Here is a 17,857-nt window from a genome sequence, read left to right as displayed (position 1 = left end):
CCACCAGCCGCCACGAAGAATAGGCCCCTCACTTTCAAATGAAAAATCTCTGCGAAATCAGCGGGATACCATAAACTACCGCACATTACCGGCGCTAATTTTCCGATTAACATAAAACGTTCATTTTCTGAAAAAATCGGCAATTTCTATTTGTTTAAAGGGTTTGAAATTGTAGCTTTGGGCAAATTTTGTAGCAAATGAATATTCACGAATACCAGGGTAAACAAATATTAAAAAGTTTCGGTGTTAACGTTCAAGAAGGAATAGTTGCCGATACTCCTGAGCAAGCTGTTGAGGCTGCTAAGCAACTTAAAATAGATTACAATTCTGACTGGGTTGTAATTAAAGCGCAAATCCACGCTGGTGGCCGCGGTAAAGGTGGTGGTGTTAAATTAGCCAAAAACCTCGAAGAGGTTAAACAACGTGCAACCGATATTATTGGTATGCAACTAGTTACTCCTCAAACCGGCCCAGAAGGTAAATTAGTGAGTAAAATTTTAGTGGCTCAGGATGTTTATTATCCAGGTGCTTCCGAAACCAAAGAATTTTACATCTCTGTATTATTAGACCGTGCTAAAGGCCGTAACATCATCATGTACAGTACCGAAGGTGGTATGGATATCGAAGAAGTTGCTGAACATACTCCACACTTAATTTTCAAAGAAGAAATTGATCCTAAAGTTGGCTTACAAGGTTTCCAGGCCCGTAAAATAGCATTCAACTTAGGTGTTAGCGGAGCTGCACATAAAGAAATGGTTAAATTTGTAACTGCTTTATACAAAGCTTACGAAGCTACAGATTCTTCAATGTTCGAAATCAACCCGGTATTAAAAACTTCTGATGACAAAGTAATTGCTGTTGATGCTAAAGTTAATTTAGACGAAAACGCGTTATTCCGTCACCCTGATTATGCAGCAATGCGCGATGTAACAGAAGAAGATCCAATGGAAGTTGAAGCAAGTGCCTCGAACCTAAACTTCGTTAACCTTGATGGTAACGTAGGTTGTATGGTTAACGGTGCTGGTTTAGCAATGGCAACCATGGATATTATTAAATTGGCTGGCGGTGAACCTGCTAACTTTTTAGACGTTGGTGGAACTGCAAATGCTCAAACAGTTAAAGCGGCTTTCAACATTATCTTGAAAGATCCAAACGTTAAAGCAATTTTGATCAACATTTTCGGTGGTATCGTTCGTTGCGACCGTGTTGCTCAAGGTGTAATTGATGCTTATAAAGAAATTGGTAATATCCCTGTGCCAATTATCTGCCGTTTACAAGGTACAAATGCTGAAGAAGCTAAAAAATTAATCGATGAGTCTGGCTTACAGGTTTACTCAGCAATCGCTTTAAAAGAAGCTGCTGATTTAGTAACTAAAGTATTGGCTGAACAAGCGTAATAAGCTTAAAGCAAAAAGACTAAAGCTTAAAGCATTAATCATATCATATAAACCTTTCAGTGAAAACTGGAAGGTTTTTTTTATTCCCCTCTTTTAAAGGGGTGTCCGCAGGACGGAGTGTTCTTTTAAATGTCATTACTAGAAATCTAATAACCTGAACTCGATTAATAACATGCCATTAAAGATCTTCTGCAGATATTTTAACTCACCGTCGTCACCCTGACCTGTAGCGAAGCGGAAAGCTACGAAGTAAACCGAGCCTTAAGCGAGCTCACCGAAGGTAATTTATTTCAGGGTCTATCTAGCAGGAAAGATGCTGACCACGAAGTAGCTATTAGACCTTTAAAAAGAATAGAAAACAACTAATAAAACAAGTTCAGCATGACGATCGCGTTAGGAAAAAGAGACAAAAAATTGATCACAATGGGTAAATATTAATCGAACTAAGGTTAATAGCAATTTCGCTTAAATGTACTAAGGTGCCTGAGATGTTCATTTTTTTTGGAAATGTAAGTTCCTGTGTTAATGGCAGAAGATAGTCCTGCTATCTCTTCAAGTCCTCGCTGCGCTGTGGGCTTTCCGCTCTATCAGGTTTATTTAACTTGGGTTCGTGGTACTTCGGCAAAAAACAACATCGCTAAACTGACGAAGTCCTTCCCAAGCTTCAGCCCTTTTAGACTTCGTAAGTTACTTTATACGAAATTCTAAAATATCGCCAGGCTGGCAATCTAAAACTGCACAGATAGACTCCAACGTCTCCAAACGGATTGCTTTAGCCTTACCTGTTTTTAGTATCGATAAATTAGACATCGTAATCCCTACCCGCTCACTCAATTCGGTAAGCGACATTTTGCGACGGGCCAACATTACATCTAAATTTATAATTATAGGCATGGGCTTATATCGTTAAATCGTTTTCTTGTTGCAACTCAATTCCTTTTCTAAATACAAATGCTATTGTTAAAAGGGTTAGACCAAAAATCAATAACCAGATCTGAAAATCAACATTTTCAATTACTTTAAATGCTAAATCCCGGCGATTATTTAATTGATTTGCATATACTATAGCGTTGTAAATAAACAGCAGAAATGGAATCATAGTGCAATACCATCCCATACGCGTAAGCCGCCCTGTATTTTCGGTACTGAAAACATTGCCCATCTCTATCGAATTAATAAAACGATAGAGATAAACCAACACCCTTGAGCTAAAGAACATAATTATCAATATAAATAAACCCTGTACCAGACCCAACAGACCGCCTTTCCCAGCGTCTGTATATCCTTCTTCAAAGCTCTTGGATGCATCTTTAAGCGAAAACAGTAATACGATTAAAAGTGTTACCAAATAACCCATTTTAATTAGTTTAATTTGATTCTGCGTTTTCATGTTAAATGGTTAAATCTTGTTCTTGTTTAAGTTTCCTCGAGTACGAGAGCAACTCATAAATAATACTGAATATGGTAATGATCGAGATTACACCTAAATTGATATTTCCGGCATCCATAGGCTGATATGTAAATGGCTTTACCAGTCAAATCCTCCACATAACCCTTCATCAGGAAAAAAAACAGAAATTTTAAAGCAAAAAATAAAATCCCCCCTGTTCCCACCAATTGCCATAATCTATTTTCAGTAAGATCTTCAAGCCATTTTGGTCTGGTATAAGCTATAAACAGAATCACACTTCCAATAATGAGGTAAAAAGCAGCATAGGCTCCAATGCCATCAAGTTCCTTGTCTGATAAAATAATGGCCTGCTTTAAAGTCGGTTTAAATGTATAAGTACCAAAATGACTATTGGTAAACTTGGCTGCCCCAATGGTTTTTACTTGCTGTGCAACATTATTTTCAGTTAGATTAATCGAAAGCTGTCCAGCGTTGTAATTATCAACAGCATTAATTAAACGATTGGCGATAGAAACCAGCGCTATAAAAATCAAGCTAAATCCGGCATACCTAAAAATTCTAAGAAGTTTATTCATAGTTATATCGTTAAATCGTTTTCTTGTTGAATTTCTATTCCTCTGTTTACAACCTGTACGATTATAAAAAGCACAACAGCCATAAAGAACCACACATCAGCCCCATCCATATTTAACGATTGGAGATTAGCGGCCATCCCCCCTTTTCCTGTGAACCAAACGGTAAATTTATAGCCCAAATGAGCAAATAAACCTATCCCAAGAGCTAAAAAAACCTGTATCAGAATAAAATGCCTCAATTCTATACTGAATGGTTGAGAAATACTGAGTTTTTTATCGGCAAACAATTTCACAATTAGATAGAACATGATTGCTTTTAGCACAGCAACAATAATCATAACGAGTGTAATGACCAGAAAATACCCTTGATCAAATTTGTATACACCTGACAGATAATCTGCTCCATCCCAAAAATTCCGCACACCCTCTGGGTTTATAAACGTTGTAATAATTGTATTAACAAGTACCCCGCCTGCTTCGACACACAAGCCTATAAAAATTATCCAGGAAAGTATCTGTAATACTTTCAAAATCTGATTGGTTGTTATTTTAATTTCCATAATACATACCAGTTTAAAATGTAATGCCTGAGATTTTAATTTACTGTTTAAATATTTAAGCCGATTTCTTGTTTTGATTTTTATACATACAACCTGACAAAAATTACATGATCAAAAACACCAAATAATATTGGCTTTTGTTATTTGCTTTAAATAGTTGAAAAATTAAGAAACGTCATATTTATTCAATCATTTATAGTACAAACATAAGTAATAAATTATTATAATTCAAAATATATTTATTGAATTAAAATAAATAATGATCGAAATACAGCTATAATACCATATATTGATCAAAACATGTCAAAAACTTTATTGGAATGATTTTTGTTGTAAGTAAAAGTGTAAAAAACATGTGCAAACGGTAACATTTTCAGCATTTTATCCTTTCGGATTGCCGTACAATTTCGTAACTTTGCACACTTCAATAATTAAAGAGCACACAAAACGTATAAATGAGACAACTCAAGATAACGCAATCCATAACCAACCGTGAAAGTCAGTCGTTAGATAAATACCTACACGAAATTGGTAAAGTAGATTTAATAACAGCAGAAGAGGAAGTAATTTTAGCAAGGAAGATTCGTGAGGGCGATCAGGCCGCATTAGAGCGCTTAACTAAAACCAACTTACGTTTCGTTGTGTCTGTTGCAAAACAATATCAAAATCAAGGTTTAACTTTAGGAGACTTGATTAATGAGGGTAACTTAGGTTTAATTAAAGCGGCAAAACGTTTTGATGAAACCAAGGGTTTCAAGTTCATTTCTTATGCAGTTTGGTGGATCCGTCAATCTATTTTGCAGGCAATTGCTGAGCAAAGCCGCATTGTTCGTTTACCTTTAAACCAGGTAGGTTCGTTAAGTAAAATCAGCAAAGCGTTTTCTAAGCTGGAGCAGGAATACGAACGTGAGCCTTCTCCGGAAGAATTAGCAGATATTTTAGAGACAACTGTAGATAAAATCTCAGATACTTTAAGTAACTCTGGTCGTCATGTATCTATGGATGCTCCTTTTGTACAAGGTGAAGAAAATACATTATTGGATGTATTGGAAAACCATGAGCCAAATACGGATAGTTCATTGATCAACGAATCTTTATCAGAAGAGATTAAACGTTCTTTATCTACCTTAACAGAGAGAGAAAGAGAAATCATCGTTTTATTCTTCGGCTTAGGTTCTAATCATCCACTTTCTTTAGAGGAGATTGGTGAGAAATTTAATTTAACACGCGAGCGCGTTCGTCAGATTAAAGATAAAGCATTACAACGCTTACGTCATACTTCAAGAAGCAAAATCTTAAAATCTTATTTAGGATAAGAGATTAGATTTATACAGTATTAAAAGATCAGCTAACGCTGGTCTTTTTTTGTTTAACAGCAACTTTTAACTCAGGTTAAAAAATAATAGTTAAATTTGTATATGGCAACACTAATTGTAGAAACAAAAAATACAGAGCAACTAACAGCTGTTGAAGCAGTATTAAAGCTATTGAAAGTAAGTTTTAGAAAAGCTGAAGATTCACCTTATGATCCGGAATTTGTAGAAAAGATATTGCAAGGTAGAAAAGACATTAAGGATGGAAAAGGAGTTAAAATCAAAACATCAGATCTGTGGAAATAATTTATACTCCACAGGCAATTGAAGATCTAGAATATTGGCGAAAATCTGGAAATAAATTAATCCAAAAGAAAATATCAGCTTTGATAGAAGCAATTGAATTAAATCCCTTCGCTGGCATTGGTAAACCAGAGCCATTAAAGCATAATCTTGCAGGCTCTTGGTCTAGAAGAATAAATAGAGAACATAGATTAGTCTATGAAATTTTATCTGAAAACGAAATTATTATTTTAGAAATACAATCGTTAAGAGGCCATTACTAAAACGCAAAACTAAATTTATCGTTATGATTTTATATCTTTAAATCATGTCGATTGGTTTACTCAAAAAATCCTTAACTGTATACAAGCCCATTTTTTTATGGAATGTATTGGTTAGCTTACTCACATCGGTATTTTTCATTTTAAATGGCTTTAAGGAGCCTGGAATTTACAGCTTTGCCCTATTCATCAAATTTATTGGCTGGTTATTTTCAATAGCCATCTACTTTATGTTTTATCAATCTACTGCATATTATTTCAAAAATCAGGGCATAGGATTTAGAAAAATCATGACAAACCTGGTTTTATATGATTTAATAGTTTTTATCGGAATTTTAATTGTATCATCAACATGCAGGGACTTTCTATCGACAGTGTTAACCAATCTTTTGCAGACCGCGAAGTATTAAGCAGTGTTTACTTAAACTGTAAAATTGGCGAAGTAGTCGGTTTATTGGGCAGGAATGGATCAGGTAAATCAACCTTATTAAAAATCATTTTTAGAAGTGTTAAAGCGAATTTTAAGTACCTTAATATAAACAACAAAGTATACGAAAAAGGTTACCTATCTAAAAACCTGTCCTATCTGCCTCAAGATAATTTTATCCCAGGCAAGATTTCTGTTTTGCAGGCCATTAATACCTTTTGCAAAAAGCAGCAGGCTGAATTACAGCAATTTGAATTTGCAAAAAATTATTCAAATGCTAAATTCTATGACCTATCTGGTGGAGAACGCAGGTTTATGGAATGTTTACTAATGATTTATAGCGATGCCGAATATATACTTCTTGATGAACCATTTTCACAATTATCTCCGATATGGATTGAAGAATTAAAGAAACACATCAATAGCACAAAAGCATATAAGGGCTTTATTATTACCGATCATTACTACAAGTCCATTTTGGATATTTCCGATAGAATTGTACTGTTGCACAACAAATGTAATTACAACATCGATAATGAGGATGACCTGGTGACGCATGGCTACTTGCCAGGTTTTAAAGCTTAAATATAGGCCAATTACCACCAAGACACTAAACACACTAAGAAAATGTCTTGGCGAGCTTTGAGTCTTTGTGGTCAGCTTAATTACACGCTAAAACAACAAGTGTTTAACTGTTAATCCATTATTGATTAACTGTTTTAATGAATCGATACCAATGCGCAAATGCGTTTCTACATATTTTTCTGTCACAGTGCTATCACTTTCTGCCGTTTTAACTCCCTCAGGAATCATAGGTTGATCGGAAACCAAAAGCAAGGCACCAGCCGGTATTTTATTCGCAAAGGCCGTGGTAAAAATCGTTGCCGTTTCCATATCTACAGCCATCGCCCTTAAAGTTTTCAAGTATTTCTTAAACTCTTTGTCGTGCTCCCAAACCCTGCGGTTTGTAGTGTAACAGGTTCCTGTCCAATAATCTCTACCATGATCACGTATAGTAGTAGAAATCGCTTTCTGCAAAGCGAATGCTGGTAAAGCAGGCACTTCTGCCGGCAGGTAATCGTTCGAAGTACCTTCTCCCCTAATGGCCGCAATCGGCAGGATTAAATCGCCCAATTGGTTTTTCTTTTTCAAACCGCCACATTTACCCAAAAACAAAACTGCTTTAGGTTTAATGGCCGTTAATAAGTCCATCATGGTTGCAGCCAGCGGACTTCCCATACCAAAGTTAATAATCGTAATGCCATTTGCGGTAACGCTTTGCATAGGCTTATCTAAACCCATAATCGGTGCATTATCGTTCCATTCAGAAAACATACTTACATATTTACTGAAATTAGTCAACAGGATATAATCGCCAAATTGATCTAAGGTCCTGCCAGTATAACGTGGCAACCAGTTTTTAACAATTTCATCTTTGGATTTTAATCCAGATTTAACAGGACTTTCTACTTCTTTTACTTTTTTAGATTTTTCTACAATTTCCTCGTTTTTTTTTACGTCTTTTTCTTCGTTCATATTTTTTGGTTTAGAGCATGGCGCATAGCGTTAACAATACTATATTACAAAAAATCCCTCCCGAATTACGGGAAGGATTGATTTTTTAAGCGGCCTGAAGCTTTTTAAAATCGGCCTTTTCAAATTTCTCTATCGCGTAATCGAGATTGATGTGCAACTCCTTGACATCCGTCTGCGTTGGTGTATCAAACATCGCATCCAACATAATCGCTTCGCAGATTGATCTTAAACCACGTGCTCCCAGTTTATATTCCATTGCTTTATCTACAATAAAATTTAAAACATCTTCATCAAAAGTAAGCTTCACGTCTTCATAAGCAAAAAGCTTCACATACTGCTTGATTAATGAATTTTTAGGTGCGGTTAAAATGTTTCTTAAAGATTCTTTATCCAATGGATTTAAGTGAGAAAGAACCGGTATACGACCAATTAATTCTGGAATTAATCCAAAAGATTTTAAATCCTGAGGTGTAATATACTTATAAAGATTTTTAAGATCTAAAACTGTCTCATCTTTCTTTACTTTATAACCTACAGCCTGTGTGCGTAAACGATTGGCAATTTTACGTTCGATACCATCAAATGCCCCACCACAGATAAATAAGATGTTATTCGTGTTTACCGGGATCATTTTCTGATCTGGGTGTTTACGTCCGCCCTGAGGTGGAACGTTAACTACTGTACCTTCTAAAATCTTCAATAAGGCCTGCTGAACACCTTCGCCTGACACATCACGAGTAATGGATGGATTATCGCTTTTACGCGCCACTTTATCTACCTCATCAATGTAAACGATACCGCGTTCCGCAGCCGTTACATCATAATCTGCAGCCTGAAGCAAACGCGTTAAAATACTTTCAACATCTTCACCTACATAACCAGCTTCTGTTAAAACAGTTGCATCGCAAATACAGAAAGGCACATGCAAAATTTTCGCAATGGTTTTAGCCAAAAGCGTTTTACCTGTTCCGGTTTCACCCACCAACATGATATTCGATTTTTCAATCTCAATCTCGTCTTTATCAATTTTTTGATTTAAACGTTTGTAGTGATTGTAAACAGCAACAGAAAGCACCTTTTTAGCATCATCCTGACCAATTACATATTGATCCAGGTGTTGTTTAATTTCAAGTGGCTTTAATAAGTTTATCGCCTCCTGAATATTTTTAGTTCCTTTGGTTCCTAATTCCTGAGCAAGCAACTGATTGGCCTGGGTAACACATTTATCGCAGATAAATGCGTCCATGCCTTCAATCAGCATTAAAGTTTCATGCTTGCCAGAATGGCAGAACGAGCAACGGGATTCTTTATTTTGTTTCGCCATCTTTCTTTGCGTTTCTCGATAATACTTCATCAACCATACCAAAACCTTTTGCCTCATCGGCAGTCATCCAGTAGTCGCGATCTGAAGCTTTCTCTACCCAATCATAAGTTTGACCAGAGTGTTCTGAAATAATATCGTATAATTCTTTTTTTAATTTCAACATTTCTCTTAAGTTGATCTCCATATCAGATGCCACACCTTGTGCACCTCCTGATGGCTGGTGGATCATTACTCTTGAGTGAGGCAATGCAGCACGTTTACCTTTTGCACCTGCCACCAATAAAACAGCTCCCATTGATGCTGCCATACCGGTACAGATGGTTGCTACATCAGGCTGGATATACTGCATGGTATCATAAATACCTAAACCTGCGTAAACTGAACCACCTGGTGAGTTAATATAAATCTGAATGTCTCTATCAGCATCTGCAGATTGCAAAAACAACAACTGCGCCTGGATAATATTGGCATTCTGATCGTAAATGGCATCACCTAAAAAGATAATGCGGTCCATCATTAATCTTGAGAAAACATCCATCTGTGCTACGTTAAGCTGGCGTTCTTCAATAATATATGGTGTCATGCTCTTAGGATCCAAATTAGCCTGAGCAATAAATTTATCTACGTGTAAACCACCAATTCCCTGATGTTTAACGGCAAATTTCCTGAATTCTTGTGAATCTATGTTCATGAGTTATGAGTTTTTAGCAGAGGGCATAGAGTTTTGAGTTCCTGTTCCCCATCGTTTCGTGAATAATAAAAAACCAAAATATAAATAATATTTTAATTATGTTGGTTTAGACAAAGAGTATACCACATCGAAATCTATGACAATATAGCACTCCGTTACTTCAAACTTTTAGAAAAGCTGGAAATCATCCTCGCTAAAATATCTAAATCTTCCAATAAATCTGCCAGATCCTTGTCAGAAACTAGTAATCTTAAATTTAACACCAAAAGAATATTCGCATTTTCGAAAATGGACCGATATGCATAGTTTAAAAAACGTTTGAAATCGGCAACAGAATTGGAACCAGACCCTTCTGCGATATTATTGGATACGCTAAGAGCAGCTCCTCGAAGCTGCTCTGCGAATCTAAACTTTTTTATTTCTTCTAATTTTTCAGAAATATCAATTAATTTGTTGCCTACTATGATGGCTCTCTGCCAAATTAGCAAGTCTTGAAATCTAAATTTTGCCATATAGCAAAATAAGATTTTATATTATGATATTAAAAGCTCTTGGCGCTATGACCTATGCTTTTTTCTCCACTAGCGCTAAAAACTTATCGTAATCAATATCTTTTTGCTCTAAAGTAACAACAGATTTGATTTGTTCGAAAGTTTTTAATGCTTTTACCTCTTCGAAAACACGGTTTGCATTTTCTTTTTCCTGTAAAAACTGAACAGCATATTGAGCCAGTTGATCTTCAGGAAGTGGGCTTGGGCTGTACATTCTGAACTGTGCATCTAATTTAGCTTTAGCCGCCTGAACTACATCCTCATATTTGATTTCAATACTATTATCTTTAATGATTTTGTTTTCGATTAAAGTCCATTTAAGGTTTTTAGCGAAATCATCATAACCTTCAGTTAATTCTTCGTCGGTTAATTTTTCGTTTGTAGCTTTTAACCAGCGACGTAAAAATTCATCAGGCAATTCAAAAGTGTGTTTAGTTAAAAGTGCTTCATAAATATCGTTTGATAATTTACGTTCAGCATCTTGTTTAAACATACCTTCTACTTCTTCGGTAATTTTAGCCCTGAAACCAGCTTCGTCAGTTACAGTACCTTCACCAAATAATTTATCAAAAAACTCCTGGTTTAAGTCAGACTCTTCCAAACGGTTAACGTTTTTAACGTGAAGTTTGAAGTTTGCTTTTAAAGCAGTAGCCTCTTCTTCTGAAATATTTAAAGCTTTTGCAATTACAGCAGCATCTTCAAATGCTTTTTGGATGTCGATGGTTACTTCGTCATCTTTCTTTAAACCAATTAGCGATTTAAGAATCTTTTTATCTTTAATTTGATCTAAACGAACACTTGCAGTACTGGTAATACCACCTTCAATAACGGCACCATCTTCAGCTACCTGAGTTAATTCGGCGTAAAGTACATCATCATCAGCCGAAACCTCCGGATTAGTCATTTTACCATAACTACGGCGGATATTTTTGACACGGCTTTCTAAAGTTTCCTGATCAGCTTTAATTACGTATTCTGTAAATTTATCTTTAGACGAAAGGTTTACATCAAAAGCAGGCGCTAAACCTAACTCATAATCGAATTCGAAATCATCTGTATTGTCCCATTTAAATTCACGCTCATCGTCCATTTTAGGAAGGGGTTGACCTAAAATTTCTAACTTTTGCTCAGCGATATAGTTAGATAAGGTATCGTTTAACAAGTTATTAACCTCTTCTACCAGGATACTTTTGCCATACATTTTTTTAATGTGGGCAGCAGGAACCATTCCTTTACGGAAACCAGGTAATTGTGCTTTTTTAGCTTGATCTTTAATGGCTTTCTCTACTTTTCCAGTGTAATCAGCAGGTGCAATCTTGATTTTTACAACAGCATTTAAGTTGCCGGTTTTTTCCTGTGTAATATTCATTTTTTCTGAGATATAGTAAGATGTACAGTTAGACGGGAGATATGAGATATGAGATTTAAGAAGAAACCATATATCGCCACAACCGGCAAAGCACATCAATTTTTATTAATCAATGTTTTTAAAAACAAAACCGTTCCGATTTTTAAATCGGAACGGCCTTTATCTTGTTGTGCGGAAGAAGGGACTCGAACCCCCACGCCGTGAAGCGCCAGATCCTAAGTCTGGTGCGGCTACCAATTACGCCACTTCCGCAGTTAGGATGTTGTAAGGACTGCAAAGATAGAAACAAGATTGAATAATCAAAAGGCATCTGCAATATTTTATTGATTATTTTGGTCAAAAACCGCTAACTCTTTAATTTTTAAGGAGAAAAAATTACTCAAAAGATTTGCTGGTTGCTTTTGTGATGATGTATGCAGACAAAAACCATAAATAATTTTTAAATTAAAGCAGGCCTATTGCTGAAATAAAATATTGGTTCATTTAAGCCTTTATTCTTTTTGGAAAGCAGATTCAATAGCGTTTAGGATGACACAGTCCCGCTGTACAGCGGGTTTAGATGGCAGAGCCGGCAGAGAGATTGATGTTTAAACACCAAACGTTCCTACGGAACGAAAATGCCAAATTTGCACTTGGCTACCAAGGAGTCGTTCCTCTGGAACGAAAAGGAAGTATTATTTAGCCTCCAGCATATAAAGGCAGGCGTAAACATCACTGACTAGTGATAAAAAAGATGCACACAGATATAAAATCCGTGTTTATCTGTGTGCATCTGTGGTTAAAAATAGCTAAGGCAATACTGATTACAAAAATTGATGGGCTGTGCCATAAAAAAACCGCTCTGATTTTTAAATCGGAACGGTTTATCTTTTGTGCGGAAGAAGGGACTCGAACCCCCACGCCGTGAAGCGCCAGATCCTAAGTCTGGTGCGGCTACCAATTACGCCACTTCCGCAGTTAGGATGTTTTAAGGATTGCAAAGATAGAAACTAAATTGAAAAATCAAATTTTTATAACTTATAAAAGTTTGATCAGAGATGGTCTGTGAGACGTAGTAAACTCAACCCGCTATCCTTCTTGCACTTCCATCTTACCTAAAATTTCACCAGCGTTACATCGATCAGTTCCGGGCCACCGTCAACAGGATAACCAGCAACCTTTTTTTCCTTTAATCGTAACCTTTTTATCTAAATAGTTATCAAGATTTATGGAACCACTTTTTATAACGTAAGTTTTATTGTCTGCTTTTAACAGGTGTGTGCCATATTGAAAGGTTGTCATTCCTAGTTTTTGGATAGTTCCGCTTGCGGTAACAGAACTGGTATGGTTTGCATCTTTCAAAGGGCTACAGCCAGAAATTACAGCAACAAACAGAGATAATATTAAGATTTTTTTCATGGTGGTGTAAACGGGTAATTTTATTTTATGCTACAATTTACAAAAATTAAAACGGGATGATTAATAAAGTTGTTTTTGGAATTCGAAAAAATATTGAACAGCTTTAACCAATCTGCTTCCATACCAACTGAACATTTCTCCATCAACCAGCATAATTTTGGCATCTGGTATGGCCGCTTGAATCTCTTCGATGTGTTTTTCACCAAAAGGATAAGGCTCTGATGAAAGTAAAATAAGTTCACAGTTTAAAGTTTTCAGTTCTGCTAGTGTAACCGATGGATAACGTTCTTCTTTAATCACATTCGTCATACCGTTAATCAGCAGAACATCATCAATAAATGTATTTTTTCCTGCGGCCATATACGGCTTACGCCAGATGAGATAGGCTACCTTTTTATCAATATGATTTTGGAGGGCAAGTGTTTTTAAATCGTTAAAACCTGCTGATATTAAATGATTGAGGTAACTCGCTTCCGGCTGCCGGTCTACCAGCTCCCCTATCTGTGCAATGGTTTTCATGGCATCATCCAAAGTAAATATATCACTCATCCATACAGGAAAATATTCGGCTAATTCTTCAATATCGCTTTGCGTATTTTCTTCCTTATTACCGATAATGAGATCGGGTTGCAAATCTTTAATCAAATGGATATTCAGCTTTTTTGTACCGCCCACCTTGGTACGTTCTGCAAATTTTTCTATCGGATGGATACAAAATTTGGTTAATCCGATGATTTCCTGATCCAGCCCCAGATCAAACAGCAGCTCTGTTTGGGAAGGAACAACAGAAATAATCCGTTTGGGTGGAAAATTAATTGTAATTTCTCTTCCGAGCTGATCGGTAAAGTTTTTTTGCATTTATTTCTATTTGTGAAATACAAATTTAATGAAAACATCCTGTCAAATGTTTTTTCATCCATTTTCTTCTATGCCACTGATTATCCCCAGCTGAAAAGCATGAATGGCCAGCCCAATTGAATTTTTAACCTGCATTTTTTCCAATAATTTGGCGCGGTATCCTTCAACTGTCCTGACACTAAGATAAAGCTGGTCGGCAATTTTTTTATTAGTAAACTCCTTACAGATAAGCTTAATGATTTCAATTTCACGTTCAGAAAAATTAGCATCACTAGGCCTGCCATCCTTTTTTGCCCTGCTTTTGGCAATCACGGTGGCCAATTTTGCAGAGGTAGTTTTGCAATAAAAATTATTGCCTATTGCTACTGCAGTAATGGCATCGTAAATATCATTTTTATCGGCATTTTTAAGCAGGTATCCTCTTGCCCCTGCTTCTAACATTTCTACAATCAGATCTTCTTCATCGAACATGGATAGTGCAATAATACCCAGATCCGGATTAAGTTTAACCATTTGTTTTGCGGCCTCAATCCCATCCATAACCGGCATTTTAATATCGGTTATTACGACATGGGGTTTCAAATTTATAGCCAGTTTTACCAATTGCTCACCGTTACCGGCAGCGCCTACCAGTTCTATGTTATCTTTATTGCTCAGCACCATGGCCAGTCCTTCTCTAAAAACCACATGATCATCGGCAATAATAATTCTGATTTTTTCTTCATTCATCATTTTTTATCAGCTTTAACCGGAATTTCAAAAGTGTAAGTTACTCCTTTCCCATTATTTGGTGAAGGTATCCTTACCGTGCCTTTCATTACCTCTATACGACTTTGCAGGTTAAGCAGACCAAGTCCGGAATTCTGCTTTATAATTTCCTGAAAATCGAAACCGATACCATCGTCGGTTGTCTGCAAACGCAGTACCTCATCATTTTCTTCCAAAACAATCATCAGTAGATTTGCTTTTGCATGTTTGATGGTATTATGCAAAATTTCCTGTACAATGCGGTACACGTTAAGTTCTATATCGGCTGTTAAACGTTTATTTAGATGATGTTTAAATACAATCTTAAGTGTTCCGTTCTGTTGCACACGGTTAATAAAATCCTGAATGGCCCATACCAGCCCCTTTCTTTCCAGCATATAGGGCATTAAATTGGTCGAAATTTCGCGCATCCGCTGAATAATGGTATCAATATGCTTTCCTGATGAGCGGATCAAGTGTTGCATTTCATCAGTATATGCATCCAGATGGGCGATCTGGAATTTTACGGTCGAAAGCAATGGCCCTATTTCGTCGTGCAGATCAGATGCAATCCTCCGCCTTTCGTTTTCCAGTGTTTTGATTTCTGCCAATATCCTGTCTTTTGATAACCGCCTGCTTTTTCGGTGCTGCATAATCATGGATACAATAAAATAAAGCATAATGAACCCAATAATTGAAGCAGCAATTAATACGGCATTATAAAATTCTTTTTCTTCGGTATCCATAACACGGCTAAGGCAAAAACCAGATTGGCAAAAACATTGATAACCCGCTTAATATCAAACACATTTTCTTTAAAGATAATACTAGAACTCGAATTAAAATAAATGATTTCGATAAAAATATTAAAGGTAAAAAATACAATCAGGGCTATGCAGATCAAAAATCTCGAATCTTTTAAAATATTCCCATCAACCAGGGTGATCAACTTATTTAAGCAGGTGATAGATAGCATTACCAGTATAAACGAGTACACGATCCGGAAAAAGCCACTATTATCCGATAGCTGGTGGAGGATAAAATAATCTACTCCCCAAACAATCATAAAGATGATGGCTAAGCCCAGCAATATCTTTGATTTTTTGCTAAAGATAAACCAGTTACCAAATTGCCATAGCAGCAATAAGGAAGATAAAAGCAGGTAAATATTGATTATAAAGCAAGGATTAATGCGCTTCACAATCAAAACAAATACGGTAATTTCAGTAAGGCAATCTAAAAAACAATAGAACAGGAAAGGCCTAAAGGTGGTGCCAATATTGTTCCACCTGAACAGACCTATTACACAGGCCAGTAGAATAGACTGGGATAATATAAAATTCTGGACTTGCTGCATCTAACTATGATATGGATACAACTGGCCAGGGTGGTACACGCTGAGAATCGTCTAAACTATAGGTATCCAAATTATCTTCATTGCCGTGATTGGTATTGGCAGATAAGGCCATTAATTTTGGTTCCTTTTTACCAGGTCCGGAAACCGGGCCTACAATATCGTTTCCAAAGCCATCAACGGCTCTTAACACCAGTACAACCTGCGAATGATCGTTGAGTCCAAAATGTACCCTAAGCCCTTCGCAGCCTCTCCTACTTAACAATTTTGAAACGCTTTTGATGTTAAAGGTTTCTGAAAATGGCAAAATGGCTACTCTCCTGTCTTCTTCCTGCAAATCTTTAGGAATAAGTGCGGTGCGGTTTTTATGGAAATTCTCGATGTACCGGTTTGCCGTTTCGAGCGGGATAAAATGTGTGCGGCTCCGGAGGTCTTCGGCCACAAATTCTTTTGCATAACGCTTTCTTTCCATTTTTTATTTGATTTAAGGTTCAGATTTACATGCTAAGTTAACAGGCAGGGCAAGTTGAGGCAATAGGTATAAATACTGTTTATTATAGGTAATTACACCTCATATTTAGCGTAATAACATACTGAATAATATCAAAGGAGCCATTATAATTTTGATTTCAATTCTAGAAAATTTATTCACCAATTAATTTTTAATCAAAATGAAAACATTAATTCAGTTCAGTTTATGGTGCAGCCTTATTGTTGGCGCACAAGTTTCGAAAGCACAGGTCAGCATTAAAGAGAATGGAATCTCCATTGCCCCGGGAACAAAAATATCAGCCCGGGATAAGGAGGCAGTAAACAATATTTTAAAACATTACGATGCATCGCTTTACCAGTTCAGAAGCTACGATGCAGGCGGAAAAATGATCAGTAAAAAAGGCAATCTGTCCAGAATCCAAATTACGGATAAAATATCATCCGATCTGGTTAACGGAAAAGCGAACATGGTTGCAGCTGATATGACCGTACAGGCTATACTCGACAATACTACCGACCCTACCAGAGATATCAAGGTGATCAATTCGATGCCTGCTACGCAAAAAACCAGGCAACGCTTAATCTCTCAATTGAGAGCTGTACTCTCCAAGTACCAATAATGGCCATTTACCCTATACGATAAGCAGCATCTGTACCAGGATCAACAGGTATAAATACGGTTAAGAAAAGTAGTTCCACGCATTTAAATGCGTAGTAATACACTAAAAACCGGAGCAGTTACCACCATAACTTTGGTATCAGATTCTAGAAAAATCTATAAACAATTTAATTTTTCACCTAAATCTTAATCAAAATGAAAACTTCTTTAAAAATTATCGCATTATTCGCATTCATCTTTTTTGCACAGCTTTCACAAGCTCAGGTAACCATTGAAAAAAATGGAATTTCTATTGCTCCGGGTACAAAAATCTCTTCCAGAGATAAAAGCGCTATGAACAACATCTTAAAACAGTATGATTCATCATTATACAATGTAAAAAGTTATGGTTCACGCGGAACGGTTCTTGCCTCTACCGGTAAGCTAACCAACATTCAAACATCAGGAAAATTAACCGCCGCAGTAATTTCTGGCAGGGCCGGTAAAGCCAGTATGGTAGCAGCCGATTGTACTTTACAGATTTCTGTTTGTCATGGTGATAATGGTTCTGTTGCAACACAGGGAAGTGTGGCTACAAAAACCAGTCAAGCAGGTGCTATAAATCAGAGATTAATTGCCCAACTCAGCACCGTACTTTCGAAGTACCAGTAAGTTATTCAGTTTCTGGCTTAT

General features: G+C 36.5%; 22 protein-coding genes and 2 tRNA genes. 7 read left to right on the top strand and 17 right to left on the bottom strand.

Going from position 1 to position 17,857, the window contains the following annotated elements; translation table 11 throughout:
* The first annotated feature begins 197 nt into the window (after nucleotides 1–197).
* Nucleotides 198–1,397: an ADP-forming succinate--CoA ligase subunit beta gene (gene sucC, locus IM793_RS21360; protein ID WP_121282766.1), complete on the top strand. Its 1,200-nt coding sequence runs from the start codon at nucleotides 198–200 to the stop codon at nucleotides 1,395–1,397.
* Between the two features lie 687 nt (nucleotides 1,398–2,084).
* Here the strand turns inward: sucC and IM793_RS21355 are convergent.
* The 4 genes from IM793_RS21355 to IM793_RS21340 are packed head-to-tail and all read right to left on the bottom strand — an operon-like array spanning nucleotide 2,085 to nucleotide 3,943.
* On the bottom strand, nucleotides 2,085–2,291 hold the full coding sequence (locus tag IM793_RS21355; protein WP_193424877.1) for a helix-turn-helix transcriptional regulator: 207 nt from the start codon (nucleotides 2,289–2,291) through the stop codon (nucleotides 2,085–2,087).
* A gap of 4 nt (nucleotides 2,292–2,295) precedes the next feature.
* Nucleotides 2,296–2,787, bottom strand: coding sequence for a DUF2975 domain-containing protein (locus IM793_RS21350; protein WP_193424875.1), 492 nt, complete (start codon nucleotides 2,785–2,787; stop codon nucleotides 2,296–2,298).
* Between the two features lie 53 nt (nucleotides 2,788–2,840).
* Nucleotides 2,841–3,383, bottom strand: a complete 543-nt coding sequence (locus tag IM793_RS21345; protein ID WP_193424873.1) for a hypothetical protein — start codon at nucleotides 3,381–3,383, stop codon at nucleotides 2,841–2,843.
* Nucleotides 3,384–3,385: 2 nt separating this feature from the next.
* Complete coding sequence (locus IM793_RS21340; protein WP_193424871.1) at nucleotides 3,386–3,943, bottom strand: DUF2975 domain-containing protein; 558 nt, start codon at nucleotides 3,941–3,943, stop codon at nucleotides 3,386–3,388.
* 455 nt (nucleotides 3,944–4,398) lie between these two features.
* On the opposite strand from IM793_RS21340, the gene IM793_RS21335 reads away from it, so the two are divergent.
* The 4 genes from IM793_RS21335 to IM793_RS21320 all read left to right on the top strand — a co-directional run bounded on the left by IM793_RS21335 (nucleotide 4,399) and on the right by IM793_RS21320 (nucleotide 6,831).
* Complete coding sequence (locus tag IM793_RS21335) at nucleotides 4,399–5,259, top strand: RNA polymerase sigma factor RpoD/SigA (protein ID WP_010601359.1); 861 nt, start codon at nucleotides 4,399–4,401, stop codon at nucleotides 5,257–5,259.
* Between the two features lie 102 nt (nucleotides 5,260–5,361).
* Nucleotides 5,362–5,562, top strand: coding sequence for a DUF2683 family protein (locus IM793_RS21330; protein WP_193424870.1), 201 nt, complete (start codon nucleotides 5,362–5,364; stop codon nucleotides 5,560–5,562).
* On the top strand, nucleotides 5,553–5,822 hold the full coding sequence (locus IM793_RS21325) for a Txe/YoeB family addiction module toxin (protein WP_121282760.1): 270 nt from the start codon (nucleotides 5,553–5,555) through the stop codon (nucleotides 5,820–5,822). Before IM793_RS21330 ends, IM793_RS21325 begins: the two co-directional genes overlap by 10 nt.
* A gap of 349 nt (nucleotides 5,823–6,171) precedes the next feature.
* On the top strand, nucleotides 6,172–6,831 hold the full coding sequence (locus tag IM793_RS21320) for an ATP-binding cassette domain-containing protein (RefSeq protein ID WP_193424868.1): 660 nt from the start codon (nucleotides 6,172–6,174) through the stop codon (nucleotides 6,829–6,831).
* Between the two features lie 87 nt (nucleotides 6,832–6,918).
* On the opposite strand, the gene IM793_RS21315 is transcribed toward IM793_RS21320, so the two are convergent.
* The 13 genes from IM793_RS21315 to IM793_RS21255 all read right to left on the bottom strand — a co-directional run bounded on the left by IM793_RS21315 (nucleotide 6,919) and on the right by IM793_RS21255 (nucleotide 16,546).
* Nucleotides 6,919–7,782, bottom strand: coding sequence for an AMP nucleosidase (locus IM793_RS21315; RefSeq protein WP_193424865.1), 864 nt, complete (start codon nucleotides 7,780–7,782; stop codon nucleotides 6,919–6,921).
* Between the two features lie 85 nt (nucleotides 7,783–7,867).
* Nucleotides 7,868–9,136 (bottom strand): ATP-dependent Clp protease ATP-binding subunit ClpX, encoded by a 1,269-nt coding sequence (clpX, locus tag IM793_RS21310; protein WP_370629841.1) that lies wholly within the window; start codon nucleotides 9,134–9,136, stop codon nucleotides 7,868–7,870.
* Nucleotides 9,090–9,797 (bottom strand): ATP-dependent Clp endopeptidase proteolytic subunit ClpP, encoded by a 708-nt coding sequence (gene clpP / locus IM793_RS21305; RefSeq protein WP_025142954.1) that lies wholly within the window; start codon nucleotides 9,795–9,797, stop codon nucleotides 9,090–9,092. The genes clpX and clpP overlap by 47 nt, the downstream gene beginning before the upstream one ends.
* A gap of 155 nt (nucleotides 9,798–9,952) precedes the next feature.
* On the bottom strand, nucleotides 9,953–10,309 hold the full coding sequence (locus IM793_RS21300) for a four helix bundle protein (RefSeq protein ID WP_193424863.1): 357 nt from the start codon (nucleotides 10,307–10,309) through the stop codon (nucleotides 9,953–9,955).
* 52 nt (nucleotides 10,310–10,361) lie between these two features.
* Nucleotides 10,362–11,717 (bottom strand): trigger factor, encoded by a 1,356-nt coding sequence (gene tig, locus IM793_RS21295; protein WP_193424861.1) that lies wholly within the window; start codon nucleotides 11,715–11,717, stop codon nucleotides 10,362–10,364.
* Between the two features lie 170 nt (nucleotides 11,718–11,887).
* Nucleotides 11,888–11,969, bottom strand: a tRNA-Leu gene (locus IM793_RS21290).
* A 621-nt stretch (nucleotides 11,970–12,590) separates the two neighbouring features.
* Nucleotides 12,591–12,672: transfer RNA gene (locus IM793_RS21285), tRNA-Leu, on the bottom strand.
* A gap of 182 nt (nucleotides 12,673–12,854) precedes the next feature.
* On the bottom strand, nucleotides 12,855–13,115 hold the full coding sequence (locus tag IM793_RS21280) for a hypothetical protein (RefSeq protein ID WP_193424859.1): 261 nt from the start codon (nucleotides 13,113–13,115) through the stop codon (nucleotides 12,855–12,857).
* 60 nt (nucleotides 13,116–13,175) lie between these two features.
* Nucleotides 13,176–13,973: a helical backbone metal receptor gene (locus IM793_RS21275; protein WP_193424857.1), complete on the bottom strand. Its 798-nt coding sequence runs from the start codon at nucleotides 13,971–13,973 to the stop codon at nucleotides 13,176–13,178.
* Nucleotides 13,974–14,027: 54 nt separating this feature from the next.
* Nucleotides 14,028–14,705, bottom strand: a complete 678-nt coding sequence (locus tag IM793_RS21270) for a response regulator transcription factor (protein WP_227256341.1) — start codon at nucleotides 14,703–14,705, stop codon at nucleotides 14,028–14,030.
* Entirely contained in the window at nucleotides 14,702–15,466 is a 765-nt protein-coding gene (locus IM793_RS21265) for a sensor histidine kinase (RefSeq protein WP_193424855.1), read from the bottom strand. Before IM793_RS21265 ends, IM793_RS21270 begins: the two co-directional genes overlap by 4 nt.
* Nucleotides 15,427–16,077, bottom strand: a complete 651-nt coding sequence (locus IM793_RS21260; RefSeq protein WP_193424853.1) for a hypothetical protein — start codon at nucleotides 16,075–16,077, stop codon at nucleotides 15,427–15,429. The genes IM793_RS21265 and IM793_RS21260 overlap by 40 nt, the downstream gene beginning before the upstream one ends.
* 4 nt (nucleotides 16,078–16,081) lie before the next feature.
* Nucleotides 16,082–16,546, bottom strand: a complete 465-nt coding sequence (locus IM793_RS21255) for a hypothetical protein (protein WP_193424851.1) — start codon at nucleotides 16,544–16,546, stop codon at nucleotides 16,082–16,084.
* A 199-nt stretch (nucleotides 16,547–16,745) separates the two neighbouring features.
* Between IM793_RS21255 and IM793_RS21250 the strand changes: the two genes are divergently transcribed.
* Together IM793_RS21250 and IM793_RS21245 are read left to right on the top strand one after the other, a co-directional pair.
* The gene (locus IM793_RS21250; RefSeq protein WP_193424849.1) at nucleotides 16,746–17,186 is read left to right on the top strand and encodes a hypothetical protein; all 441 of its coding nucleotides are present in this window, start codon (nucleotides 16,746–16,748) and stop codon (nucleotides 17,184–17,186) included.
* A 194-nt stretch (nucleotides 17,187–17,380) separates the two neighbouring features.
* A complete protein-coding gene (locus tag IM793_RS21245; protein ID WP_193424847.1) occupies nucleotides 17,381–17,836 on the top strand; it encodes a hypothetical protein in 456 nt (151 codons plus the stop codon).
* The last annotated feature ends 21 nt before the right edge of the window (nucleotides 17,837–17,857 follow it).

The organism is Pedobacter sp. MR2016-19 (assembly GCF_014947265.1).
Lineage (GTDB): Bacteria > Bacteroidota > Bacteroidia > Sphingobacteriales > Sphingobacteriaceae > Pedobacter.
Note: the sequence above shows the minus strand (reverse complement) of the source record. Positions and strands in the feature narration are given on the sequence as shown.